General features: G+C 65.1%; 18 protein-coding genes and 1 riboswitch. Of the genes, 9 read left to right on the top strand and 9 right to left on the bottom strand.

Annotation, left to right across the window (positions count from 1 at the left end; genetic code table 11):
• Positions 1 to 29 precede the first annotated feature (29 nt).
• Genes ASD63_RS12330 through bioB form a run of 5 tightly spaced genes read right to left on the bottom strand, consistent with a single transcriptional unit; the run spans position 30 to position 5,074 of the window.
• A complete protein-coding gene (locus tag ASD63_RS12330) occupies positions 30 to 1,019 on the bottom strand; it encodes a beta-ketoacyl-ACP synthase III (protein ID WP_060529372.1) in 990 nt (329 codons plus the stop codon).
• Positions 1,016 to 2,284 carry an adenosylmethionine--8-amino-7-oxononanoate transaminase gene (locus tag ASD63_RS12325; protein WP_060529371.1) on the bottom strand — a complete coding sequence of 423 codons (1,269 nt, stop codon included), beginning with the start codon at positions 2,282 to 2,284 and terminating at the stop codon, positions 1,016 to 1,018. The genes ASD63_RS12330 and ASD63_RS12325 overlap by 4 nt, the downstream gene beginning before the upstream one ends.
• Entirely contained in the window at positions 2,281 to 2,919 is a 639-nt protein-coding gene (bioD, locus tag ASD63_RS12320) for a dethiobiotin synthase (protein ID WP_060529370.1), read from the bottom strand. Before bioD ends, ASD63_RS12325 begins: the two co-directional genes overlap by 4 nt.
• Positions 2,916 to 4,061: an 8-amino-7-oxononanoate synthase gene (locus ASD63_RS12315; RefSeq protein WP_060529369.1), complete on the bottom strand. Its 1,146-nt coding sequence runs from the start codon at positions 4,059 to 4,061 to the stop codon at positions 2,916 to 2,918. The genes bioD and ASD63_RS12315 overlap by 4 nt, the downstream gene beginning before the upstream one ends.
• Positions 4,058 to 5,074: a biotin synthase BioB gene (gene bioB, locus ASD63_RS12310; protein WP_060529368.1), complete on the bottom strand. Its 1,017-nt coding sequence runs from the start codon at positions 5,072 to 5,074 to the stop codon at positions 4,058 to 4,060. Before bioB ends, ASD63_RS12315 begins: the two co-directional genes overlap by 4 nt.
• A 423-nt stretch (positions 5,075 to 5,497) precedes the next feature.
• Positions 5,498 to 5,618, top strand: a riboswitch (TPP riboswitch).
• Positions 5,619 to 5,779: 161 nt separating this feature from the next.
• Here bioB and thiO point away from each other — a divergent pair.
• From thiO to ASD63_RS12290, 4 genes are read left to right on the top strand one after another with little or no spacing between them, the layout of a single operon-like run.
• Complete coding sequence (gene thiO / locus ASD63_RS12305) at positions 5,780 to 6,751, top strand: glycine oxidase ThiO (RefSeq protein WP_060529367.1); 972 nt, start codon at positions 5,780 to 5,782, stop codon at positions 6,749 to 6,751.
• Positions 6,748 to 6,945, top strand: coding sequence for a sulfur carrier protein ThiS (thiS, locus tag ASD63_RS12300; RefSeq protein ID WP_060529366.1), 198 nt, complete (start codon positions 6,748 to 6,750; stop codon positions 6,943 to 6,945). Before thiO ends, thiS begins: the two co-directional genes overlap by 4 nt.
• 3 nt (positions 6,946 to 6,948) lie before the next feature.
• Complete coding sequence (locus ASD63_RS12295; RefSeq protein ID WP_060529365.1) at positions 6,949 to 7,722, top strand: thiazole synthase; 774 nt, start codon at positions 6,949 to 6,951, stop codon at positions 7,720 to 7,722.
• The gene (locus ASD63_RS12290) at positions 7,719 to 8,324 is read left to right on the top strand and encodes a thiamine phosphate synthase (RefSeq protein WP_060529364.1); all 606 of its coding nucleotides are present in this window, start codon (positions 7,719 to 7,721) and stop codon (positions 8,322 to 8,324) included. The genes ASD63_RS12295 and ASD63_RS12290 overlap by 4 nt, the downstream gene beginning before the upstream one ends.
• Positions 8,325 to 8,358: 34 nt before the next feature.
• Here the strand turns inward: ASD63_RS12290 and ASD63_RS12285 are convergent, their stop codons facing one another.
• Entirely contained in the window at positions 8,359 to 10,044 is a 1,686-nt protein-coding gene (locus ASD63_RS12285) for an amidohydrolase family protein (protein WP_060529363.1), read from the bottom strand.
• Between the two features lie 171 nt (positions 10,045 to 10,215).
• Between ASD63_RS12285 and ASD63_RS12280 the strand changes: the two genes are divergently transcribed.
• From ASD63_RS12280 to ASD63_RS12270, 3 genes are all read left to right on the top strand, one after another.
• Positions 10,216 to 14,331 carry an adenylate/guanylate cyclase domain-containing protein gene (locus tag ASD63_RS12280; RefSeq protein WP_060529362.1) on the top strand — a complete coding sequence of 1,372 codons (4,116 nt, stop codon included), beginning with the start codon at positions 10,216 to 10,218 and terminating at the stop codon, positions 14,329 to 14,331.
• Positions 14,328 to 15,887, top strand: coding sequence for a radical SAM protein (locus ASD63_RS12275; protein ID WP_060529361.1), 1,560 nt, complete (start codon positions 14,328 to 14,330; stop codon positions 15,885 to 15,887). The genes ASD63_RS12280 and ASD63_RS12275 overlap by 4 nt, the downstream gene beginning before the upstream one ends.
• Before the next feature lie 169 nt (positions 15,888 to 16,056).
• On the top strand, positions 16,057 to 17,118 hold the full coding sequence (locus ASD63_RS12270; protein WP_034798446.1) for a GH25 family lysozyme: 1,062 nt from the start codon (positions 16,057 to 16,059) through the stop codon (positions 17,116 to 17,118).
• Between the two features lie 43 nt (positions 17,119 to 17,161).
• On the opposite strand, the gene ASD63_RS12265 is transcribed toward ASD63_RS12270, so the two are convergent.
• A complete protein-coding gene (locus tag ASD63_RS12265; protein WP_060529360.1) occupies positions 17,162 to 18,451 on the bottom strand; it encodes a patatin-like phospholipase family protein in 1,290 nt (429 codons plus the stop codon).
• 414 nt (positions 18,452 to 18,865) lie between these two features.
• Between ASD63_RS12265 and ASD63_RS12260 the strand changes: the two genes are divergently transcribed.
• Together ASD63_RS12260 and ASD63_RS12255 are read left to right on the top strand one after the other, a co-directional pair.
• Positions 18,866 to 19,540 (top strand): response regulator transcription factor, encoded by a 675-nt coding sequence (locus ASD63_RS12260; protein WP_034798445.1) that lies wholly within the window; start codon positions 18,866 to 18,868, stop codon positions 19,538 to 19,540.
• Positions 19,537 to 20,907, top strand: coding sequence for a HAMP domain-containing sensor histidine kinase (locus tag ASD63_RS12255; protein ID WP_060529359.1), 1,371 nt, complete (start codon positions 19,537 to 19,539; stop codon positions 20,905 to 20,907). Before ASD63_RS12260 ends, ASD63_RS12255 begins: the two co-directional genes overlap by 4 nt.
• 113 nt (positions 20,908 to 21,020) lie before the next feature.
• Here ASD63_RS12255 and ASD63_RS12250 read toward each other — a convergent pair whose 3' ends face one another.
• Both ASD63_RS12250 and ASD63_RS12245 read right to left on the bottom strand, forming a co-directional pair.
• The gene (locus ASD63_RS12250) at positions 21,021 to 22,394 is read right to left on the bottom strand and encodes an alpha-glucosidase/alpha-galactosidase (protein WP_060529358.1); all 1,374 of its coding nucleotides are present in this window, start codon (positions 22,392 to 22,394) and stop codon (positions 21,021 to 21,023) included.
• A 23-nt stretch (positions 22,395 to 22,417) separates the two neighbouring features.
• Positions 22,418 to 24,091, bottom strand: coding sequence for an ABC transporter ATP-binding protein (locus ASD63_RS12245; RefSeq protein ID WP_060529357.1), 1,674 nt, complete (start codon positions 24,089 to 24,091; stop codon positions 22,418 to 22,420).
• Positions 24,092 to 24,095: the final 4 nt, after the last annotated feature.

Here is a 24,095-nt window from a genome sequence, read left to right as displayed (position 1 = left end):
TACGCGGCGTGGCTGCCGTCGACGCGTCATCAGATCGCGAGCACTGCCGCCCCTCCCGCAAGCCCCGCGCCGGCCGCCGTCAGCAACAGCTTTTCGCCGGAGACGAAGGGTTTTTCTCGGTGCGCCAGCGATAGCGACAGCGGGATGGTCGCGGCCGACGAATTGCCGTAGTCCGAGATCGTGCGCACCGTTTTCGACGGCGCGATGCCGAGACGATCGCAGACGGCGTCGAAAATGCGGGCATTGGCCTGATGCGGCACGAAGCGGCTGATGTCCGAGGCCACGCAGCCGGCGGCGTCCATGGCGTTCACGGCACAGGCCGTCATCATCTCCACCGCCTGCGCGAACATCTCGCGCCCGTCGCGCATTGTCATCAACAGGTCCTCGGGCCTGGTGTCGGCGGAAAACGGCCTGTTGCCGCCGCCGGCGGCAATAGAGATCAGATCGTAGCGGCTGCCATCGGCGGCAAGGTCAACGCCGACGAGGCCGGTTTGCGGGTCATCGGACGGCGCGACGACGACGGCGCCGGCCGCATCGGCAAAGAGCACGGCGCTCGCCCGCTCGGCCGGATTGATCCTGCGGCTCAAGATGTTGGCCGCCACCACCAGCACCGGCTTTCCCTGAGCCCGCGCGAAACCGTCGGCAAGCGTCAGGGCGTAGAGGAAACCCGAGCAGGCGCCGGCAAGGTCAATCGCACCAGCGTTGGAAAGGCCGAGACGATGGGCGAGCAGGGGTGCTGAAGGCGGCAGCAGGTGATCGGGCGTCGAGGTCGCAAGCAGGACCAGGGCGATATTGCCGGGCGGGGTGCGGGCATCCTCGAGCGCCATTGCGCCCGCCTTTGCTGCAAGCCCCGACAGCGTGTCTTCAGACGCGGCCCAGCGCCGCTCGCGAATGCCGGTGCGGCGCTCGATCCAGCCGGGCTCAAGCCCGAGCGTCGTCTCGATTTCGCCGTTGGCGACACGCCGCTCCGGCACCGCATGGCCGAAACCGACGATCCGGGATGAGCGAACAAGCCTCATAGCTGCCCTGCCCCGAAGAGCGACGCCGCCTCGTCGATGGCGTCATAGGCCCGCCCGAGATCGGCATCGGTGACGCAATAGGGCGGCATCAGGTAGATGACGTTGCCGAGCGGACGGATCAGCAAACCACGCTTGCGGAAAAACGCCCTGAGCTGCGGGCCGACCTCGGCGAGATAGCCGCTGGACGGCACCGTGAGGTCGAGGGCTGTAATGGTGCCGATTTGGCGAACGTCGCCGAAGCGAGGATCATCGGCGAAACGCGCCAGATGTCGACCCTGGCGCGCGACCAAGGTTTCGATACGCGCGCCCACCGGCTCCTGTCTCCAGACGGCGAGATTGGCAAGTGCCGCGGCACAGGCGATCGGGTTGGCCGTGTAGGAACTCGAATGGAAGAAGGTCTTGCGTCGGTCGGCCGAAAGATGCGCCTCGAAGATCTCCGAGGTGCAAAGCGTCGCGGCCAGAGGAAGCGCGCCGCCGGTCAGCCCCTTCGAGGTGCAGAGAATATCGGGCGCGATCCCGGCCTGCTCGCAGGCAAACAGGCTGCCCGTCCGCCCCCAACCGGTCATCACCTCGTCGGCGATCAGCAGGCTGCCATGCCGTTCGGCAATGCGTTTCAGCTCGGACAGCACGGAAGCCGGATAGGTCTTCATGCCACCGGCGCCAAGCAGCAGGGGCTCGATCAACAGGGCGGCAACCTCGCCGGAAGCGCAAGCCTGTTCGAAGGCGTCGAGCGTTGCCTGCTCCCGGCCCGGTTCCGGAAAGGGCAGGCGATCGACGGCGAAGAGCAGCGGCGCGTAGGCGGCATTGAAGACGCCTCTTTCGCCGGCCGACATCGTGCCGATCGTGTCGCCGTGATAGCCATGCTCCAGCACACAGATCCGGCTCCGCGGCTGGCCGCTGTTGTGGAAGAACCCGAGCGCCATCTTCAGCGCGACCTCGACCGCAGTCGAACCGCTATCGGAATAAAACACATGGGCGAGCCCGGGCGGTGCGATCTCGATCAGCCCGCGCGCCAGGTCTTCCGCCGGTGCGTGAGTATATTCGGCGAAGATGATCTGGTCGTAGGTCTCCGTAGCCCTGCGGATCGCCTCCATGATCGTGGGGTGACGGTGGCCGTGGGTGATAACCCACCAGGACGAAATCGCATCGAGGATCGACGCGCCATCTTCGTCGACGAGATAGGCACCTTCGGTGCCGACGATGCGGCGCATCGCCGGTTCGAGGGCATGCTGGGTGAAGGGATACCAGACGGCGGAGCTCTTCATGCCGGCATCCCTCGAAAATCGGCGATGTTGAAATTCTCGGCGAAGGCGTGGCGCAGGCGGTCGGGCGTCAGCGGGTCGAGCCGCGGTAGCCGCCCGAGCCGGTGCACCCCGCCAAGGCGCGTGATGATCGCTTCGCTGTCCTCCTGCGCGTCGCCAATGAAGGCGACGCCGAGAACGGGAATGGCGCGGCGGCGCAGCGCTTCGAGCGACAAGAGGGTGTGGTTGATCGTGCCGAGTCCGGTGCGAGCGCAGACAACCACCGGGATCAGCCAGCGCGCAAAGACATCCGCAAAGACCGTGTGCTCCGTCAGCGGCACCAGAAGCCCGCCTGCGCCTTCGATCACCAGCGGTCGTTCCACCGCCTGCGGGGAAAGATGCTCCGGCTCGATGGTGACGCCGTCGATCCGTGCTGACAGGTGCGGCGATGCCGGTGTTGCGAGCCTGTAGGCTTCGGGCAGGACGCGGTCACACGACAACCGGCCGAGCCGGGCGACGGTCTCGCTGTCGGTTTCTTCGTCGAGCCCTGACTGCACAGGCTTCCAGTAGCAACCGTCGAGCGCATCGGTGAGGGCTGCGGAAAAGATGGTCTTGCCGATGCCGGTATCGGTACCGGTGACCACGATACGGGTTTTCATGGCCGCTCCTTCGCGATCGCGATCTTCAACTGCTGCAGCATCTGCACGATTGCGGCCCGGTCGACATTGAGGGTGATGGCGATCCGAAGACGCGCGGTGCCTTCCGGCACCGTCGGCGGGCGGATTGCCCTGACATCGTAACCCTCGGCGCGCATACGGGCGGCGATGCGGACCGCTCGGCCGTTATCACCGATCGGGATGGGCAGGATCTGCGAGCCGCTGCCTTCGATGCCGAGCACTTCGGCGAGCGCCCGGTTGGCGAAAGACCTGAGGTCGTCGAATGCGGCGCGGCGTTCCGGCTCGTCGACGAGGGCGGCGAGCGCTTCACGCACCGCGGCCGCGATGAGTGGCGAGGGCGCGGTCGAATAGATGAAATTGCGGGCGCGGTTGACGATATAATCGCAAAGCACGGCGCTTGCTCCGACCAGTGCGCCGGAAACACCGAGCGCCTTGCCGCAAGTATGCAGCATGACGACGTTCTCCCGGTCCTCCAGCTCAGCGGCGAGACCGCGACCTTCCGGCCCGAAGACGCCGGTCGCGTGCGCCTCGTCGATGACGAGAAAGCCGTCATGCTGCGCGGCAAGCGCTAAGAGGTCGGCGAGCGGCGCCCGATCGCCATCCATCGAATAGAGGCTTTCGACGGCAATCCACGGGCGCCCTGTGCCGCCGGCGCGGCGCCATTGGCCGATCGCATCGGCAAAGGCGTCGATATCGTTGTGCGCTGCCGCAACCGAATCGGCCTTGCTCGCAGCGATGCCTTCATGGGCGCTCGCATGGATCAGGGCATCGTGGACGATGAGGTCGTCGCGCTGCGGCAGCGTCGAAAACAGGGCAGCATTGGCGGCATAGCCGCTGCCGAAGAAGAGCATTCGTTCCGCGCCGAAGAGGGTGGCCGCTTCCGCCTCAAGCGTCTCGTGTTCTTCGTGATTGCCGCGCAACAGCCGTGAGCCGCCGGAGCCGACCGGCACGCCGCGCGCGATGGCACTCGTTATCGCCGCCTTCAGCCGCGTCGAAGCGGCGAGCGCCAGGTAGTCGTTCGAGGTGAAGTCGAGGCCGCCAGCGGGGGCAAGTGCGCGCCGGCGGCCCTTGCGATCAAGGCCCTCCAGCGTCTTCTCATAGCGCGCAAACAGACCCAGGGTCATTCGGCCGCATCCTGCCTTGCCGCCGGAGCCATCGGCTTCAACCCCAGGCGTCGGAAGAGCGCCGCATCATGGTCCTCGCCGGGATTGTCGGCGGTCAGCAGGGTTTCGCCGACAAAGATCGAATTGGCGCCGGCGAAGAAACCGAGCGCCTGCGTCTCGTCGCTCATGTCGGTCCGGCCGGCCGAAAGCCGGACATGCGATAGCGGCATCAGGATGCGGGCAAGCGCGATGGTGCGGACGAAATCGATCGGATCGACGGGCGCTGCATCGGCCAGCTTCGAGCCCGGGATCGGGATCAGCATGTTGATCGGCACGCTTTCGGGCGGCACCGGCAGATTGGCGAGCGTCACCAGCATGGAGATCCGGTCGTCGGCGGTTTCGCCCATGCCGAGAATGCCTCCGGCGCAGACCTTGATGCCGGCATCGCGGACATTCGCGAGCGTCTCCAGCCGGTCGGCAAAGCTGCGGGTGGTGATGATCTCGCCGTAGAAGCGTTCGGAGGTATCGACATTGTGGTTGTAGTAGTCGAGCCCGGCCTCGGCGAGCCGTGCGGACTGGTCCGGCGTCAGCATGCCCAGCGTCATGCAGGTTTCCATGCCAAGCGCCCGCACACCGCCGATCATGGCGACGATCGCGTCCATGTCGCGGTCCTTCGGGCTGCGCCAGGCGGCCCCCATGCAATAGCGCGTCGCACCGCCGTCGCGCGCCTGTCGCGCCTCGGCAAGCACACGCTCGACCTCCATCAGCTTCGATGCCTTGAGCCCGGTCGGATAGTGGGCGGACTGGCTGCAATAGCCGCAATCCTCGGCGCAGCCTCCGGTCTTGATCGAGAGCAGCCTGCTCATCTGGATGGTGTTGGGATCGAACTGCGCACGATGGACCGTGTGTGCGCGGTAGAGCAAATCGTTGAACGGCAAATTATAGATTTTTTCAGCTTCCGCTTGGGTCCAGCGGGATTCGCCCGCGTCGCCCGGGGTAAAATTAGCGCCAGTTGATAGGGTTCCGTCCAGCATTTCGGCTCGTCCTCCAGGTCATCGCAAACGCGAAATAGATAGAATCTGATATTATCTATAATTTTATCGACCAACAAAGTTCGCAAGCACCCAGATGGAGAGTTTGTGTTAGCACATACCCTTATGGTTGTTTTTTGACCGTGAACGCATCTGGAAACCGCCGAGACGGGGCAACAATCATCAACCAATCGGTCGCATCTCCCATTTCCGAAATCGGGCGTACCGCACCCGAGAAACAAGGACGCGGCTGGGCTTCTCCGGTGTTTTTCGACCCGCTCCACCCGGTTGCCCCACCTCCTTTCATCACGCCGCCAACGCTTCCGCTTTCTCGTCGCAAATTATAGATAATTTTTTCGGCAGATGAGATCACATCGCACACGAATGCTGGCTCTTGACAAAAACCGCCCCGAACGGTCAGCTTGGAGCATTCACCAGGGGTGTCCCGCCAAGGGGCTGAGATTCTGCTATGCGGTTTGCGCGGCGCAGTGACCCGTTGAACCTGATCCAGTTCATACTGGCGTAGGGACGGTGCAGACATCGCTGCCGCAAACGTCGCCTTCACGCGACCATTCAACGGCAAGGCGTCCTTCCCCTTCCTTCGCTCGTGAACTGGGTCTCCACAATCGGAGCCTCGGCATGCACACCGCCAACACCATCCCGCTTCCCTCACGACGGCCCGCCCACGCCTCGCGGGAACACTGAGCCATGCGGATCCTCGTCAAAGGTGCCGGCGTCGCAGGGCTCTGTCTGGCGCATGAACTCAGCGCCCGCGGTGTCGCGGTGACGGTTGTCGAGCAAAAGCCAGGCTTTGCCGGCGCGGCCTCCTGGTTTGCCGGCGGCATGCTGGCACCCTGGTGCGAACGCGAAAGCGCCGAAGAGGTGGTGCTGACAAAGGGCATCGGCGCCATCGACTGGTGGGACGACGCCCTGCCAGGCGAGGTTTCCCGAAACGGCACGCTTGTCGTCGCCCCGCCACGGGATGCGGGCGAACTCAAGCGCTTTGCCTCACGCACCTCCGGCTTCGAATGGCTCGACGCCGCCGCGATCGAACGGCTGGAACCGGCGCTTGCCGGACGTTTCCGCGAGGCGCTGTTTTTTCCCGGTGAGGCGCATCTCGACCCGCGCCGGGCGCTGAGCCGGTTGCGGCAGAAGCTTGTCGATCACGGCGTCACATTCCTCGATGAGACGAGCGACGATGGCCACCACGATCTCGTCGCCGACTGCGCCGGCGCGGCACGCATCGGCGAAACGCCGGGCCTGCGGGGCGTGCGCGGTGAAATGCTCTACCTGCAGACAAGCGACGTGGAGCTGTCGCGGCCGGTCAGGCTCATTCATCCCCGCATCCCGCTCTACGTCGTGCCGCGCGGCGGCGGCCTCTTCATGTGCGGGGCGACGATGATCGAGACGGATGACGGCGGACCGATCACCGCCCGCTCCCTCATGGAACTGCTGAACGCCGCCTATGCGCTGCATCCGGCCTTCGGCGAAGCGCGCCTCTTCGAAACCGGCGCCGGCGTCCGCCCCGCCTTCGCCAACAACCTGCCGCGCGCCCTGCGCACCGGGCAGACCATCACGATCAACGGACTTTACCGCCATGGCTTCCTGCTTTCGCCGGCCCTGGCGGCGGAAGCAGCCGACCTCGCGCTTGCGCAGGACCTGAAGGGAGATGCCGCATGAGACTGACCGTCAATGGCGAGGATCACGACCTCGCCGTCACCACCCTCGCCGAGGTTCTGGCCGCCCTCGATTTCGAAGGCGACTGGCTCGCCACCGCCGTCAACGGCGAACTGGTGCACCGGGCCGACCGTTCGGGTCATGCGCTCAGCGACAGGGACCGGATCGAAATTCTCTCGCCGATGAAAGGAGGCTGAGACATGCTGACGCTTTATGGACAGGACCTGCGCTCACGGTTGTTGCTCGGCACCGCCCGCTACCCTTCCCCCGCCGTTCTGGAAGATGCGGTGCGATCGTCAGGCACTGGGGTCGTCACGGTCTCGCTCCGGCGCGAAACCGCCGGAGGCCGCCAGGGCGGCGCCTTCTTCGAACTGATCCGGGCGCTCGGCGTGCACGTGCTGCCGAACACCGCCGGCTGCCACTCGGTGTCAGAGGCGGTGCTGACGGCCAAGATGGCGCGCGAGGTCTTCGGCACTAACTGGCTGAAACTCGAAGTGATCGGCCACCACGATACGCTGCAGCCCGATGTCTTCGGGCTGGTCGAGGCGGCGCGCATCCTCTCGGCCGAAGGGTTCGAAGTCTTTCCCTACACCACGGATGATCTCGTGGTTGCCGAACGGCTCGTGGAAGCCGGCTGCAAGGTGCTGATGCCCTGGTGCGCGCCGATCGGCAGCGCCATGGGCCCGCAGAACATCCAGGCGCTCAGGGCAATGCGGGCCAACTTTCCCGATGTGCCGCTGATCGTCGATGCCGGCATCGGCCGGCCCTCGCACGCAACGAGGGTGATGGAGTTCGGCTTCGATGCCGTCCTGCTCAACACCGCCGTCGCCGGCGCCGCCAAGCCCGCGCTGATGGCCGCTGCGTTCGCGGGCGCGATCGATGCCGGCCGGCAGGCCTTCGAGGCGGGCATGCTCGAACCGCGCGATTTTGCCGTCCCTTCCACCCCCGTCATCGGAAAGGCGGTGTTTGCGTGAAACTTGACCCCTTCTATCTCATCGTCGACAGCGCGGATTGGATCGAGCGGCTGGTGCCGCTCGGCGTCAAGCTGGTGCAGCTACGCGTCAAGGATCGTACGGAAGCGGAGATCCGCCGCGAGATCCGCGCGGCCAAGGCCGTTTGCGACGAGCAGGGCTGCCAGCTCATCGTCAACGACTACTGGCAACTGGCGATCGCGGAAGGCTGCGACTTCGTCCATCTCGGCCAGGAGGACCTGGCGGAGGCCGACCTTACTGCAATCCGCGCCGCCGGCCTGAAGCTCGGACTCAGCACCCATGACGAGACGGAACTGGAGACAGCACTTGCTGCCAAGCCCGACTATGTCGCGCTCGGACCGGTTTACCCGACCATTCTCAAGGCTATGAAGTGGGCGCCGCAGGGACTGCCGCGCCTTGCCGCCTGGCGGAACCGTGTCGGGTTGCTGCCGCTGGTCGCCATCGGCGGCCTCAACGTCGAGCGGATCGCCGGCGTCTTCGAGCACGGCGCCGACATCGCCGCCGTCGTTACCGACATCACCCGCAACGCCGACCCGGAAGGCCGGACGCGCGAATGGATCGCCAGAACCGCACCGTGGCGATAGGCACGGGCCGGACCGCGGGTAGCAGCCTCCGCGGTCAGGCGATCTCCAGCTGCGAGAGCCAGGAGGCGTCCAGGCCACGCTTGCGACAATAGGTGGCGAGCCGCTGGCGGGTCGGCCCCGGCCGGTCGAGGCCGAGGTAACGGGAGGCGTTCTTCCAGAAGATGTTCTGCTGGTCCTCCTCGCTGACATTGGCCTCCTTCAGTTGCTGGGCAATCCGCGGGACGTAGGCGTTGTAGTCCTTCTCCAGCGCCATCATCGACCAGTCGGTGCCGAACATCAGATGGCGCGCATCGGGATCGTAGTCCCGCAGCCATTTGTCGAGCAGCGCGCGGATTTTTTCGTGCAGCCCGGGCGTGTTGTCGGTGACGAGCTCGCTCAGGTAGCTCAGGTCGGCAAACAGGTTCGGCCGGCGCCCGTGGCCGATCGTCTTGCCAATGATGTCCTCCCAGGTCGGCGGACCGGAGAATTTGTCCTGGGCGCAGGACACCATGACCCCCGTCGGTGCGCCTGGGCGAATGACTTCATCGAAAGCGCCGAAATGCGCCAGATTGATCCGCAAGTCATTGTAACGGTTGGTGTCGAGCAGCTTCTTCCAGTAGGCGGGGCTCGCCATATTGCCATAGCCGCAGCCGGCGCCGATGCTGTTTTCCGCATGCGCCATGATCGGCACGCTGTTGTCGCGGCACCAGTCGTAGAGCCGCTTCAGCGCCGCATCGATCTTCGGATCCGCATTGCCCCATGCCTTGAAGCCCATCGGCGGGTAGATCTTCACGCCGATGAAGCCCTTTTCCATGATCGCGTAGCGGACGTTTTCCAGCGACGAGCCACGCTTCTGCGCCTCCCGGTGCGGATCGAAGCCGACGAAGCTGTGCATGTGGATGCCGTGCCGCTTGATCACCAGCTGCTGGATCTCGTCCATCACGTCGATCTGGTCGTGCTGCGGCGATGCCCTGCCGCCGATCGACTTCTCGAAATCGAGGATGCTCGGCGTGATCATGGAAAACCGGCATTTCGACGCGAAGATCCGGGCATAGGTTTCCGCCAGGTTTTCGCGGTAGTCCTGCATGAGGCGCACGAAGGAAAGGTAGTTGCCGATCTGGTCGTGGGCCTTGGCGGCCGACGCCAGGGCATCGACATCCGTCTCCTCCACGCTGCCGGAGCGCCGCTGCAAGCCCTGCGGCAGGCCGGGGGTGCCGCCGATCTGTTCCAGCAGGCCTTGATAATCCGGCGTTTCGGCGCCGCTTCGTGCGGTCAACGATGCGCGCTGCTCGCCGGCTAGCGCGACCAGTTGCTTGACGGCGATGCGCAACTGCTCGTCCTTCTGCCGCTCGAACTCGGCGTCGGAGGGGCGCGGCACCCGCTTCTTGAGAATAGCGTCCTCGGCCTTGGCCTTGGGCGCGACGTCGCCAAGGGCCGTCACGAGGAAGACCACCAGGGCATTTTCCAGGCGCTTCGACTGCAGCGGATCGGCGGAGAGCTTTGCTTCCGGCAGTTTCTCCCGCAGCGCCACATAGCGCACCAGCCCTTCCACGGGCACATCGGCCGCGTTGAAGAAATGGCAGTGAACGTCGACGATCGGGTAGGGAAGCTCGCAGGCCGCGGCCGGTGGCCAGTCGTGTTGACACCCGGAAAGCACATTCGCCATCACGCCTGCCGAGAACAGCCGCAAGACATTGCGGCGTGTCACGGCGGCGACCGGAACAGCCCAGTCGACCCCCATCATCCCCTCCTGTTGCGAGACCCCCTCGAACAATCGGGCAAACATTACTCCGTTCGCAAGCGGCGTGGAACAGATATTTACTTGCCGTTACTGGAAACCCATAGGTCAACACGGGCGGCCTTTAAGTGCGAAAGGAGGCATGTTACTCTAAAATCTTGGGGAGAATTTTGCGTGGTAGGTGGCGCCGGCAAGAATGAATTCCAACGTTACCTGTCGGGAGCCCTGGTTCGATGGTCTGCCCCGGCGGCGACGGATTCGGCTGGCCCGACGCGCGAGGACTTTCCCGGCGCCTTGCTGTTCGCCGACATCTCCGGTTTTACCCGCCTGACCGCCAAATGGTCCGAAAGCGACCGCGCCGCCGGCGCCGAACGGGTGAGCCGGCTGCTCAACGGCTACATGGGGCCGCTCGTCCGGCATATCGAGGAACATGGTGGCACCGTGTTGAGCTTTGCCGGCGACAGCCTGCTTGCCGGCTGGCAGGCCGCCACCGACAGCGAGCTGGAGCAGGCCGCCTGGCGCAGCTGCTATTGTGCCGGCCGCATCCGTGAAGAGATCGGCGGCCCGGGCGGGCCGGAGGACGCGCTGCAGCTGCGCATCGCCGTCGGCGTCGGCACCATCACCCTGCTGCACCTCGTTCCCCGCATCGACCAGCGCTGGCTGATCGTCGGCGGCGACTGCCTGGCGCAGGCGGACCATTGCGGCCTTTTGAGCGATGCCGGCGAAATTCTCGTCTCCGACGCCGTGTGGCAGCTGATCGGCAAGCGGGCAACCGGCCGGCCCGGCCGGGAGGGCACCGCCCGCCTCGAACGCATCGATCCCTATTCGACCGCAACCGGGCAGCCCCACCCCCTTTCGGGCTTCGCCAGCAAGCGGCTTGAAGCCTACCTGCCGCTTTCGCTGCGCGGTCGGCTTCTCTCGCCGCTTTCGGAGTGGCTGGCGGACCTGAGAACCATTACGGCCCTGTTCGTGCATATCGTTGGCCCGGACCTCGAGAAAGATCTCGATCGGCTGAACCAGCTCGTTGCACGGTCGATCGCCGTTGTCGGCCGCACCGGCGGGGAAATCCTCCATACGGCCCTTCACGCAAACAGTCTCGAGATCTTCGCGGTCTTCGGTCTGCCCGGCCCCAAACATGCCGACAATGCGCGCCGCGCGATCGTTGCGGCGCTGCGTCTTTCAGGCGAGCTCGACGATCCCGATATCGGCCTCTCGGCCGGCATCTCCACCGGCGAAAGCTTCTGTGGCGCGCTCGGCGCCAGCCACCGCGCGGACTACACGGTGGTCGGCGCCGCCGTGAACATGGCCGCGCGCCTGGCAAGCGTTGCCGCCGGGCGCATCCTTGTCGACCAGGCGACGGCAAAGGAGACGGCCAGCCAGATCGCCTTCTCCGGACCGTGGTCGCTGGCCATACCGGGCGTGCGCGGCGGCGTGTCTGCCTTCGCGCCGATTGCCGAGACGGTCGCAACGATCGACACCAAGTCACCGGCACTCCTCAACCGTGCGGCCGAAATGACGGCCCTTTCCGCCTATCTCGAAAGCGCGCCCAGGGGGCAGTCCGGCATCATGATCGTCAAGGGCGATTCCGGCGTCGGGAAGTCGGCCCTTCTGCGCGCCTTCGTCGAGCGCTGTCGCGACCGCGGCAACCGCGTGCTCGTCGGCAATGCCGACGACATCGAAAGCGACGTCCCCTATTTCGCCTGGCGTGGGGTTATCCGCGACCTGCTCGGTATCGGCGATCTGCGCGGCGTCGAGGCCACGGACCAGGTGGCGCTCTTCTTTGCGGAAAGACCGGAGCTTGCTTCCCTCGCGCCGCTGCTCAACGATGCCATCAACCTCACCTTGCCGGACACGCCGGAGACCCGGGCCATGTCCGGCGACGGGCGCTCCCATCGGCTGCGCGAGCTGCTGAGCGAGCTCATGGCCGACAGTCTCGCCGGGGGACAGGGCTTCGTCGTGCTCGAAGATGTGCACTGGCTCGACGAGGCGTCCGGCCAGCTGCTCGGGCGGCTGGTTTCAGGGGCGGCACCCGTGCCGGTGGTCGTATCGACCCGGACGACCCGCACACAGGAAGACCTGACCCGGTGGACCGGCCTGCACCACAACGGCGCCCAGACGCTCGATCTTTTGCCGCTCGACTTCGAGGGCACGATCGCGCTCGTTCGCGCATCGATCGGCAGCAACTCCCCCGCCGACGGCTTCGGCGAGGCGGTCTATGCGCAGTCGGCCGGAAACCCGCTGCTGATTTGCGAAATCTGCCGGATGATCGGCGAGCGCCGGCTGCCCAAGGCGGCCGAGCCTGCCGCAGCCGTCTCGCTGCTCTCCGAGCCCCGCTCGAACGATGCGACCCTGCTCAACACCGCCAAGGTTACCGTGATTGCCCGCACCGACCAGCTTCCGGCAGAGCTGCAGGTTCTCCTGAAGATCGCAAGCGCCATGGGCGCGACCTTCTCGCTTGCCGAGCTTGGCGCTCTGCCGCCGATCAGGAAGACGGCACTGGACATCGAGGCGAGCATCGAGCGGCTGCAGGCGGCGCATCTGATCAAGCCCGCCGACGACCGCCCGGGCCGGTTCATGTTCAGCCATGCCGTCATCCGCCAGGCGATCTACGAAAGCCTGCTGTCGGAACAGCGCCATGAAGCGCATCGCGCGATCGCCAAGGCGATGGAGGAAGGCGGGCAGCCGGACAATGCGGAAAACCTGCCGCGCGTGCTCAGCCACTGGGAGCGCGCAGGCGACGCCGCGCAGGCCTTCAACTATCTGGACCGCGTTGCCGAACTGCGGCTGCGCCAGTTCGACAACGCCGCCGTCGTCGATCTGATCGAGCGCTTCTTCAAGACAGCGCGCGACCTTTCGATCACCATTCTACCGGCAAGACGGGCGGCCGCCTGCTTCCTGCTCGGCGAAGCCAGCCTCAATCTTGGCCGCGCCGAAGCGGCCCGCCATGCCTATGAGGAAGGCCTGCGGCTTTCCGGCCTGCCGCTGCCGCGCACCTCTGCCGGCCTCGCGCTGCATCTCGTACTCGATCTCGCCGAACAGGTGTGGCGGCGCACCATCCACCGCGACGCGGACTGGATCCTGAAGCGCGAAATCTCGCGATCGCCGTCCGATCCCTTCCTGCTTGCGGCGAAGGCGCATGAGGACCTGACGCGGATCTATTACTTCACCAGCGAGAAGCTGCGGCTGATCCATGCGACGCTGAGGGCGACGAACCTTGCCGAAAGAAACAAATACGTCTCCCCGACGACCGCCGCCAATTATGCCAGCCTCGGCGCCATATGCGGCGTGATCCCGCTGCACAGCCAGGCCGAACACTACAGTCGGCTGGCGGCAGCACTTTCCGAACGCGTCGACCAGTTGGGAACGCGCGTGCGGGTCGACTTACTGTCGGGCATGTACCAGATCGGCATCGGTCATTGGCACGCGGGCAAGCGGGCGTTCGAGGCCGGCCTGAACAATGCGGCGACGGTCGGCGACCTGAGGCGCTGGTGCGAAGTGGCGGTCGGGCTGGAGACGATTTCCGGCCCTTGGCTTTTGACCTCCGCCTTCGAGGGCATCGCGCCCTGGGAGATCCTCGTGCAGCGGATCTGCGAGGAAGGGCGCCGGCGCGGGGACATGCAGGTGCTCGGCTGCGGCCTGCTCGGCCGTCTCAGGGGCCACGCAGCACTTGGCCGCTGGAACGCGATCGACACCGACCTCGACGAACTCGAACAGATCCTTCGCGAAAAGGGTGACGGGCTGGAACTCGTCCATTCGATCGAAGGCGCATCGCTTCTGAGCGAGGCCGCCCGGCGACGGGGCAACAGCACGGAGGCCGCAAGCTGGCTCGAGCGCGCGCTTTCCTGGTGCGAGACGCTCAACCCGGCGATGAAGACGCGAACGCTACCGGCGCTCGCCCGTCTCTTCGATGTCGCCAGCGACCCTGACGGAGGCGACCTGCTGGCCGCACAGCTCGTTCTTAGAAAACTCGAGCGCTTTGCGCGGGTTTACCCGATCGGCCGACCGGTGGCAGCGCTCGGCGAAGCGACCCTGCATCTGCGCCGCGGCCAACAACGCCGCGCCGAGCGCGTCACCCAGTATGCCCTCGCGGAGGCGATCCGGCTGGAGATGCCGGCCGTCGCGCTGGCCGCCCTGCAGCATGCCGCCGGACCGAGAGACGCCGAAGCGCGCCAGGCGTTCGAGACGATGTTTTCGCTGCGCCGGGCCACGTGGTGCGAGGTTCTTCCGCTTGGCCAAACCGACCAGGCGCCGCATGTCCAGTTTGCCAGATCTCAGGGGAGCCGCGCATGAACCGTCCCAGTCCTCCCCGCATCCTGATCGTGCTAGCCCATTTCGACGAAACCCGGAACCCCAGGGGCCGCCCCGACTTCATCCCCCAGGGAACCGGCCACCTGTTCCTGGCGGGCGCCTTTGCCCGCGACCGCGTGGACCTTCGCGCCTACAGCGAATTCCATGACGGACCGCTCGTCGACGAGGCAGCCTTTGCCGACCTCGACATGCTGGTGTTGACGGGCGTGACCGCAGCCTTCGACCGGATGCAGCACCTGACGGCCTATGCCCGCACCAAGTCGCCCGGTTGCGTCGTCGTCGCGGGCGGGCCGGTCGTGCGCAATCTGCCGGTTTCGAGCGCCGAAACCTTCGACTACGCCTGCGACGGTGACGTCGAGGAGATGCAGGCGGTCATCAGGGAGGTGTTTGGCGAATGGGCCGTCTCCGAGACGATCCTGCCGCGCTTCGACCTTGCCAATTGGCGCGGTCCGGTCAGCTACATCGAGACGAGCCGCTACTGCAATTTCAAGTGCAGCTTCTGTGCGCTAACCGCCGAAGGCAGACGCTATCACAGCTACGACCCCGCCTATATCGAGGCGCAGCTGCGCAACGCCCCGCCGAAGAAATACGTGCTGTTCATCGACAACAACTTCTACGGCAACAGCAAGGACGTCTTCTATGACAAGCTCGACGTGATCCGATCGCTGTGGCGGGAGGGGCTGTTTCAGGGCTGGATTGCGCTCGTCACCGGCGACTTCTTCCGCGATCCCGCCAATCTGGAAGCCGTGCGGGCGGCCGGCTGTCTCGGCCTTTTCAGCGGCGTCGAAACGCTGAACGAAGCGCAACTGAAACGCTACCAGAAAAAGCAGAACCTGGTGGTGCCGCAACTGGAGGCGATCCAGACCTGCCTCAACGCCGGCGTCGCCTTCCAGTATGGCTTGATGTTCGATCCGTCGTCGCAGACGATCGAGGCTATGCAGGAGGAGCTCGCCTTCATCACCGGCGAAACCACGATGCCTCTGCCGGCGTTCCTGAGCCTGACGATCCCGCTGCTCGGCACGCCGCTCTTCGACGAGTGCGTCGCCGACGAACGCTTCCTGCCCTCGGCCAAGCTGCGCGACATGGATGGCTTCACCCTGATGACCCGTCCGCTCGATGGTCTTGAGGACGTGGCCCTCTTTGCCCGCAAGTTGTCGCGCCTCGACGGCAACCGCGCCCGTATCCTGCGCCATTGCCTGGGGTTCTACCGCAACTACCGCCACTCGCTTTCCGGGCGGCAGATGATCCACCTACTGGCCAACAGCCTGCGCCTCGCGCTTCCTTCGGTCCTGCATCGCCACGGCCTGCCGACGCGCTCGGGAAGCGACGAAAATCTCACCTATGTGACGACGACACAGCCGCTCGGCCCGCTCTACACACCAGCCTTCCGGGTCGGCGAGGGTTTCCGTTCGCATTTTGCGCCGACGATGATCACCGACGCGTCCGGCGCGCTCGACGACACCATCGCCCGCAACCTCGAATTCCGCACCAGCCGCCGGCAACGGACAGGCACCGGCATCGAACATTCGTCCAGCTGACAGCGCCACCACGCCTGCGTCAAAGTGCCCGGCCCGATGCAACCTCCAGTGCGTGAAATTGGGTTCGCTTGGTAAGATTGGATTCAAACTTTTTGGGTAAGCTTCCGTTAGCTATTTCACACCTGTCGGCCGGCGATCGCCGTCGACCTTGTTTTGCGTACGGGTGCCCATGCGTCTTTCAGCTGCGACCGCAATCCTTTTTGCCGGCCTCATTTCGGGCTGCTCCTCCAGTTCGAGCCTGGACACCATCGCGCCGCCCTCGCGCGAAACGACGAGTTCGGTCGCGATGTCGGCCGCACCGGTGCCCGCCGCCAATGTCGGCGCGCGGGTCGCGCAGATGACGCCGCCGCAGAACGTTCAATCGGCACCGCCCCAAGAAATGCTCGCCTGGGCCGGACCGGTGCCGGAGCCGGAAGCCTTTGCACCCGCGGCAAACACCACGACGACGCTCGCCGCGCCTGTTCCGGACGCGCGGCCGGTCGCTTTCGTCGCGCCGGAAAATCCGGTGACCCAGGCGATGCCACAGGGCCGCTCGCGGATCTACGGTCATCGTTTCCGTGACGCCAAGCCGATCAACTTCGGCCGCGCCAAAAATCCGCGCAAGATGGCCGTGCATGGCGTCGACGTCTCGCGCTGGCAGGCTGACATCGACTGGGCTCGGCTGCGTACACAAGGGGCGAACTTCGCCTTCATCAAGGCGACCGATGGCGGCGACCACCTCGACCCGATGTTCAAGAAGAACTGGCGCGCTGCCAAGGCGGCCGGCATCCGCCGCGGCGCCTATCACTTCTTCTACTGGTGCCGCACGGCCGGCGAACAGGCCGACTGGTTCATCCGCAACGTTCCGCGTGAACCGGGCGCGCTGCCGCCTGTCATCGACGTCGAATATAACGGCGAATCGAGCTGCAAGCGTCGCTTGTCGCCCGAGCGCGTGCGCGAAAAGATGCAGGTGTTCATGGACAAGCTCGAGGCCCATTACGGCCAGCGTCCTATCATCTACACGGCGCCGGACTTCTACGCCGACAACCTGCAGGGCGCTTTCAAGAACTATCCGTTCTGGCTGCGTGCCGTCGCCCAGCACCCGTCGATCGTCTACCCGAACCGCAAGTGGCTGTTCTGGCAGTATTCCGGTTCTGGCCTTTCTCAAGGCGTCGATGGCAAGATCGACCTCAACGTCTTCCACGGCAGCGAGGACCAGTGGCACGACTGGCTGGAGGCACGGGCGAACTGAGCCGGCAGGCTCTCGCTAACCTGCCTTCTCAGTCTGCAACCTCTCAATCCGCGCGGGCCAGCTTCGGCCCGCCATGGTTGACGCGGTCGAGGAACCGCCGATAGCCGGCATTGTCGCGCAACAGGCGCCGGCCGAGATCCGCAAGAAAATCGACGTCCTTTTCGTTGAGGCTCAGCCGATTGTGCAGCCCGAGGATCCGCCGCGCCAGCACCGGGTCGGATACATCCGACAGCGCCAGCCGGATGATATCGACATCGAGATCGCCGCAGCCCCGCTTGGCGCCGCTGCTGCCGCACCGCCAAGTCACGAAGCTTTCCCGCCAGGCCGGCAGATGATCGCGCAGCGCATCGAAGCTCTGAAGATTGGGAATATTGATCATCGCGTCGATGGCGGCGACGATCGCATCGGGAGCCTTGGGGTTGTCGACTGTCTTCGAGATGTCCCCGCCGATCCGCGTGGAGGCATCGACGACGATGACAACCAAATGCCTGAGACGGAAGGCGCGCTCCGCTGGGATGGGTTCCGGAGCACCCCGGCCCATCAGGTGCAGCAGGCTTTGCGTTCCGACGCCATCGACCAGGCCGCCATCGTAGAGTTTCAGATAGTTGAGATCCCTTGCCGTTTCATAGCGCCTGAGGGAGCCAGCGTATTCGCGCGCAACGAGCGAGCCCGGCGCGCGAACCCCTGTCTTCTGTGTTTTCGCTTCCGGCAACGCCTCGCAACCGCTTCGGAAGTTCTGCAAGGTCAGCGGCGCGAAAACGACCGGGACGGCGGCCGAGGCCGCAACCGCATAGGCGAGCGGATAGTCGTCGTAGCTGCTGCAGATGGCGGTGAACGAGGCGCGGTCGAAGATGAACGGTGCGCGGTTATAGAGATCGGTCGCGTGGATCACCAGGCGCGGATGGCCGGAGCGCGAGATGTTGCCGAGCGTTGCGCCGTTAAACAGGTTGGCGTCGAGCCAGGCCGGAAAACCGGAGAGATCGTTCACCCCGCCGCGATAGCCGCGCAGGATATTGGGCGGTGAAAACGACGTCTTGAGCGAGGCCTCGACATCGCGTCCGAGAAACCGCTTGCGGAAATCCTCAAGGCCCGCGCGGCCGTTCAAGGCAAAATAGGAGGCGAGCACAGCACCTCCGGAGACGCCGGCAACAACCGCGACATCGTCGGCAAGCCGGCGCCCTCGCTCGCCCGGGGACGGCGCCTCGGCCAACGCCGACAGGACGCCGTAGCCGAAGGCAGCAGAGCGGGCGCCGCCACCGGAAAAGGCAAGGATAATGCCGGTGTCGCTCACATCAAACGTCGACTGCGCAAGCGGCACGGCACCCGTCGTCAATTCAAGTCGCCTGTTTGTGGGCGTCACGTCCGGGCCGGCGCAGCCGGCGGTGGCAAGAGCGAGCGCCAAGATACCGTGACGCAGGAACCGACCTGCGCGCGCAAGTGCAACCGGATGCGCTGCACGCCAGCCAGCCGGCCTTTCCCTGCGTTGTCTGAGTGTAGGCGACGTCCGTTTGCTGAATGTCATGCGCCGTGATCCGGGTTGGCTTTGTCCGCGAACCCCGTTCTTGAGGTTTCACTGCTGCACAGCCTAAGGATCAAGATTGAGACAGCATGTCATGCAGGGCGCCCGCAACGAATGATTGTGCGGCGACAAAGATCGGGATTACCTTGCGGCGGGATGACAGGTTCCCTCAATCAAGCGGCACTAGGATCGCGCGCGTAGGCACGTTGCACGGGGTAAAGCGCATTCATGCGGGTCTTGCTGGTCGAAGATGAGAAGGAGCTCGCGGGGGCGCTGAAGGCCGCGTTGAGCCATCACCGGATGATCGCCGATCATGCGCGCGATCTCGCTGAGGCCGCGCTGATCCTCAACGACGCCGTCTATGACGTGGTCGTGCTCGATCGCAAGCTGCCCGATGGCGACGGGCTCTCGCTCATCCCCGTGATACGGGCGCGCGGCAACACCGTGCCGGTGCTGATGCTGACGGCGCTCGACGACCTCGCCGACCGGGTGGCGGGGCTCGATGGCGGCGCCGACGACTATATCGGCAAGCCCTTCGCCTTCGAGGAACTGCTGGCGCGGCTGCGCGCGCTTGCTCGTCGCCCGGTTCCGGTGCAATCCGATGTCGTCACCGTCGGTCGGCTCTCCTTCGATCTCGCCCATTGCGAGGCGAGTGTGGCCGGCACGCCGCTGAAGATGCCGCGGCGCGAGCTTCTGGTGCTTGAAACGCTGACCCGTCGCATGGGACGCATGGTGCTGCGTGCCGCCCTTATGGAAGCCGTGTTCGGGCTCGACGACGAGATCCAGTCCAATGCGCTCGACACCCATATCTCGCGCGTGCGCCGCAAGCTGGCGGACGCAGACGCGGGCGTGACCATCAACGGCATCCGCGGCGTCGGCTATCTTCTCAGAGAAGACCAATGAGCGGCCGCGCTTCCCATTCCTTCAAATGGCGGCTCGTCGGCTGGCTCGTGCTGTTCGAAACGGTAGCGACCCTTGTCGTCATCGCCATTGCGGTCGGCCTGCTCTGGGTGACCGGCTATCTCATCGACGGCTACGAGAACGGCAATGTTGACGTCTTGAAGGACGCGATCACCCGCAAAGCCGATGGCGGGCTCGAACTTCAGGAAACGCCGGAGCTGCAGCGGCTGCGCCAACAGGCGGGAAAGATCTGGTTCATCGTTCGCGACAGACAAGGGCACAGCCTCTCGGAGGGCACGGTGCCGGAAGAATTCGCCTTTGCGGTCGCCGGGCTCGAGCGCATGAACGACGCCCGCTTCCGGCTTTCGCCCGACAAGAACGCCCGTCCGGAAGCGGTCGTCAAATGGCTCGAGTCGCCGGCCGGCATGGTCCAGATCTTCAGCGGCACGGAGGGACAATTGACGCTCGGCCGCCTGCTGCTCAGCACCACCGGCGCCTTCCTCAGCATCTTCGTGCCGATGCTGCTACTGCTCGCCTTTGCGACCGTGGTCGTCACCCCGATCGTCGTTCGAAGGATGCTCTCGGGCCTGTCGCACGCGGCCTCACATGCCGCCCACATCGAATATGACCAGCGCGGCATCCAGATGCCGGTGACGGGTGTTCCCAATGAGTTTCTGCCGCTGGTGACGGCCGTCAACGATGCGCTGACAAGGCTCGATGACGGCTATACGAGACACAAGCGCTTCCTGGCCCAGGCGGCGCATGAGTTGCGCACGCCGGTTGCCATTCTCGGCGCTCGCATCGCCTCATTGCCGCCGGGACCGGACAAGACCCGCCTCAACGAGGACGTGACGCGCCTTTCCATTCTGGCGGGCCAGCTTCTCGATCTCGAACGTCTCGACGCCCAGAGGGATGATTTCAGGCCCATCGATCTCGCAGCGCTTGCCGAGCGGGTGATCGTCGCGCTCGCGCCACTTGGCTTCGGGGCAGGTTACGAGATGACATTCGAGGCCGATCAACACCCTGTCATCGTGGCGGGAGACGAGGCGTCGCTGGAGCGAGCGCTCACCAATCTCGTGCAGAACGCCATCGACCACGGCGGAAGGCGCGGCACAATCACGGTCAAGGTCGATCCTCAGGGCGTGATCGATGTCTGCGACGACGGCGACGGCATTCCGCGCAGCGAAACCGACCGGATCTTCGAGCCGTTTCAGCGGCTGCGCAAGGACGGCAAGGGCGCGGGCCTCGGCCTCAACCTCGTGCAGAAGATCGTGCACCTGCATGGCGGCTACGTCGACGTCTCCCGCTCGGCGTCCGGCGGCGCCTGCATGCGGATCGTGTTGCCGCTGGCGGCAGCCGTAACAGCTTGAGAAGAACAAGCCCCGGAACCGGCGCTGTCGGTCTTGCCCCGTAAATCGGCTAGGACATGGGGGAAGACGACATGCGGTTCCGGGGCTCGACGCGGCCTGACCGGGAGAAAAAGTCAGGCTGCCTGGACCTTTTTCGACACGCGCGCCCATTCCGGGATCCAGTCGCGATGCGCGACGAGCAGGTCGTCGACGAGCGACCAGATCTGGTCGAGATCGAGCTCGGCCGCCGTGTGCGGATCCATCATTGCGGCGTGGTAGAGATGCTCGCGGTTCTCGGTCATGAGCGCCTGAACCGTCAGCTCCTGCACGTTGATGTTGGTGCGGATCAGCGCCGTCAGCTGCGGCGGCAGATCGCCGATGAAGGTCGGCTGGATACCGGAGGCATCGACCAGGCAGGGAACTTCAGCGGCGCAATTTTCCGGCAGCGAGGTGATGCAGCCGTTGTTCCTGAGGTTGCCGTAGATGACGGAGGGTTCGCCGGTCCAGACCGAGTTCATGATCGAAGACGCGTATTCGTGGCTCTCGGCCACTTCGATCGTCTCGGCTTCCTTGAAGGCAGCCGCCTGCCCCTTCCAGCGCTCGATCTGCTCGACGCAGCGCTTCGGGTACTCGTCGAGCGGGATGCCGAACTTCTCGATCAGGTCGGGACGGCCGTCCTTGATGAAATAGGGCGTGTACTCGGCGAAATGCTCGGAGCTTTCGGTGACGAAATAGCCGAGCCGCGTCAGCATCTCGTAGCGCACCTTGTTGGGGCAGCGCGGGTTCCAGTGGCTGGGCTTGGGGAAGCGGCCTTCGCGGTAGCCGCGCACCAGATCCGGATAGAGATCGCGGAAGCTGCCGTCGGCCTGTTTGTGTTCGAACTTGAGGAAGAAGGCCATGTGGTTGATGCCGGCGGCGCGGTAGCGGATCTCCGAAACCGGGATGTCGAGATCGCGTGAAAGCTCGTAGGCCGTGCCCTGGACAGAATGGCAAAGGCCGACCTGACGGATCGTCGGATACTTCTCGGAGATCGCCCAGGTGTTGATCGCCATCGGGTTGACGTATTGCAGCAGGATCGCGTTCGGGCAGACCTGCAGCATGTCCTCGCAGATCTTCCAGAGATGCGGCACGGTGCGAAGGCCGCGCATGATGCCGCCGACGCCGAGCGTATCGGCAATGGTCTGGCGCAGGCCGTACTTCTTCGGCACCTCGAAATCGGTGACCGTGCAGGGCTCAAAGCCGCCGATCTGGAAGGCGACGACGACGAAGTCCGCACCCTCCAGCGCCTTTTTCTGGTTGGAATGGGTCTCGATATCAGCCTTGACGCCGAGCGTGCGCACCAGCTTGCCGGCGACGACCTCGCTTTCGCCGAGGCGCTCGGGGTTCACGTCCATCAGCGCGATCGTCGCGGCCGACAGCGCCGGACGCTGCAGTACGTCGCCGATGATGTTCTTCATGAAGACGGTGGAGCCGGCGCCGATGAAGGTGATCTTGGGTTGTCTGGTCATGGATTGCCTCTGCTTTCTAGCGGTCATGCTGCCACATCGAAGGCGGCTCTCACGAGCCTTTCGGTGTAGGCGGTCTTGGGATTGGACAGAATTTCGCTCACCGGCCCCTCCTCGACTATTCTGCCGTGCTGCATCACCACCACCCGATGGCAGAGCGCGCGCACGACCTTGAGGTCATGGGAGATGAAGAGGTAGCTCAAGCCCCGCTCGTCCTGCAGCTTGCGCAGCAGTTCGATGATCTGGGCCTGGACCGAGAGATCGAGCGCCGAAGTCGGCTCGTCGAGCAGGATGAATTCAGGCTCAAGCGCGATGGCCCGGGCGATCGCAATGCGCTGGCGCTGGCCGCCGGAGAACTCATGCGGAAAGCGCGACAGGATGTTGCCCGGCATGCCTGCGGCGTTAAGCGCATCCACCACCCGGTCGAGCCGGTCCTTGCGGTTCTCACCGATGCCGTTGACGACCAGCCCCTCCTCGATGATCTGGCCGATCGACATGCGCGGGTTGAGCGAGGCGAAGGGGTCCTGAAAGACGATCTGGATGCGCGAGCGCAGAGGCCGCATCTGGGTCCGGTCCTTGTCGTGGATCGGGATGCCGTCGAAGTAGATCTCGCCGCCATCGGGGTTGAGCAGGCGGATCAGCGCCTGGCCGAAGGTCGTCTTGCCCGATCCGGATTCGCCGACGAGCCCCAGCGTTTCGTGCTTGCGCAGATTAAGGCTGAGCTTGTCGACCGCGACCAACTCAGAAAACTGCGAGCGGAAAAGACCGCCCTTCTTCAGCATGAAGGAGACCTTCACGTCCCGCCCGTCGAGCATGATCGGGGCGTTGTCCGGTAGCGTTTTAGCCGCACCCGACGGCTCCGACGAGAGCAGCCGTTTGGTATAGGCATGCAACGGGTTGGCGAAGAGCCCGGCCGTGGTGTTGTGCTCCTTCACCTCGCCGTACTGCATGACGTAGACGTAGTCCGAGAACTGCCGAACCACCGTCAGGTCGTGGGTGATCAGGATCACCGCCATGCCGAGCTCGCGCTGCAGGTCTCGGATGAGGTTGAGGATCTGCGCCTGGACGGTGACGTCGAGCGCCGTCGTCGGCTCGTCGGCGATCAGCACATCCGGATCGTTGGCGAGTGCCATCGCGATCATCACCCGCTGGCGCTGGCCGCCGGAGAGCTGGTGTGGATACTGATTGATCCGAAGCTCCGGGTCCGGGATCCGCACGTGGCGCAGGAGCTCCAGCGCCCGCTCGGTCGCGGCGCGTCGGCTTATCCTGCGATGCGCCCGGATCGCCTCGATGATCTGCGCGCCGACCGTGTAGACCGGATTGAGCGAACTCATCGGCTCCTGGAAGATCATCGCAAGGCGATTGCCACGCAAACCGCGCCGCTGACGCGGCGAGAATTTCAGCACGTCCTTGCCGTCATAGTCGATGCGCGATTGCGGGGCGATCGTGGCACGCTTGGAGAGCAGCCCCATGACGCAGCGCGCGGTAACCGATTTGCCCGAGCCGGACTCGCCGACGATGGCGATGGTCTCGCCGCGGTAGAGCTGGAAGGAAACATCCTTCACCGCCTCCACCGTGCCATGTTCGACCTTGAATCGAACCGCGACATTGCGGGCGTCGATGACCGGCCGGCCATCGCGTTCGGCAAGGTCCCTGCGCTCAAAGGGCGCGGCAGTGAGGACGTCGATTGTCTCTGTCATGATG

Origin of the sequence: Ensifer sp. Root558, assembly GCF_001427045.1 — a bacterium.
Taxonomy (GTDB): Bacteria; Pseudomonadota; Alphaproteobacteria; order Rhizobiales; family Rhizobiaceae; genus Ensifer; species Ensifer adhaerens.
This window is presented reverse-complemented; position numbering and strand designations above follow the sequence as displayed.

Coding starts and splice junctions, on each gene's coding strand:
- ASD63_RS12330 (WP_060529372.1), bottom strand. CDS start 1,019: ATGAGGCTTGTTCGCTCATCCCGGATCGTCGGTTTCGGCCATGCGGTG.
- ASD63_RS12325 (WP_060529371.1), bottom strand. CDS start 2,284: ATGAAGAGCTCCGCCGTCTGGTATCCCTTCACCCAGCATGCCCTCGAA.
- bioD (WP_060529370.1), bottom strand. CDS start 2,919: ATGAAAACCCGTATCGTGGTCACCGGTACCGATACCGGCATCGGCAAG.
- ASD63_RS12315 (WP_060529369.1), bottom strand. CDS start 4,061: ATGACCCTGGGTCTGTTTGCGCGCTATGAGAAGACGCTGGAGGGCCTT.
- bioB (WP_060529368.1), bottom strand. CDS start 5,074: ATGCTGGACGGAACCCTATCAACTGGCGCTAATTTTACCCCGGGCGAC.
- thiO (WP_060529367.1), top strand. CDS start 5,780: ATGCGGATCCTCGTCAAAGGTGCCGGCGTCGCAGGGCTCTGTCTGGCG.
- thiS (WP_060529366.1), top strand. CDS start 6,748: ATGAGACTGACCGTCAATGGCGAGGATCACGACCTCGCCGTCACCACC.
- ASD63_RS12295 (WP_060529365.1), top strand. CDS start 6,949: ATGCTGACGCTTTATGGACAGGACCTGCGCTCACGGTTGTTGCTCGGC.
- ASD63_RS12285 (WP_060529363.1), bottom strand. CDS start 10,044: ATGGGGGTCGACTGGGCTGTTCCGGTCGCCGCCGTGACACGCCGCAAT.
- ASD63_RS12275 (WP_060529361.1), top strand. CDS start 14,328: ATGAACCGTCCCAGTCCTCCCCGCATCCTGATCGTGCTAGCCCATTTC.
- ASD63_RS12270 (WP_034798446.1), top strand. CDS start 16,057: ATGCGTCTTTCAGCTGCGACCGCAATCCTTTTTGCCGGCCTCATTTCG.
- ASD63_RS12260 (WP_034798445.1), top strand. CDS start 18,866: ATGCGGGTCTTGCTGGTCGAAGATGAGAAGGAGCTCGCGGGGGCGCTG.
- ASD63_RS12255 (WP_060529359.1), top strand. CDS start 19,537: ATGAGCGGCCGCGCTTCCCATTCCTTCAAATGGCGGCTCGTCGGCTGG.
- ASD63_RS12250 (WP_060529358.1), bottom strand. CDS start 22,394: ATGACCAGACAACCCAAGATCACCTTCATCGGCGCCGGCTCCACCGTC.
- ASD63_RS12245 (WP_060529357.1), bottom strand. CDS start 24,091: ATGACAGAGACAATCGACGTCCTCACTGCCGCGCCCTTTGAGCGCAGG.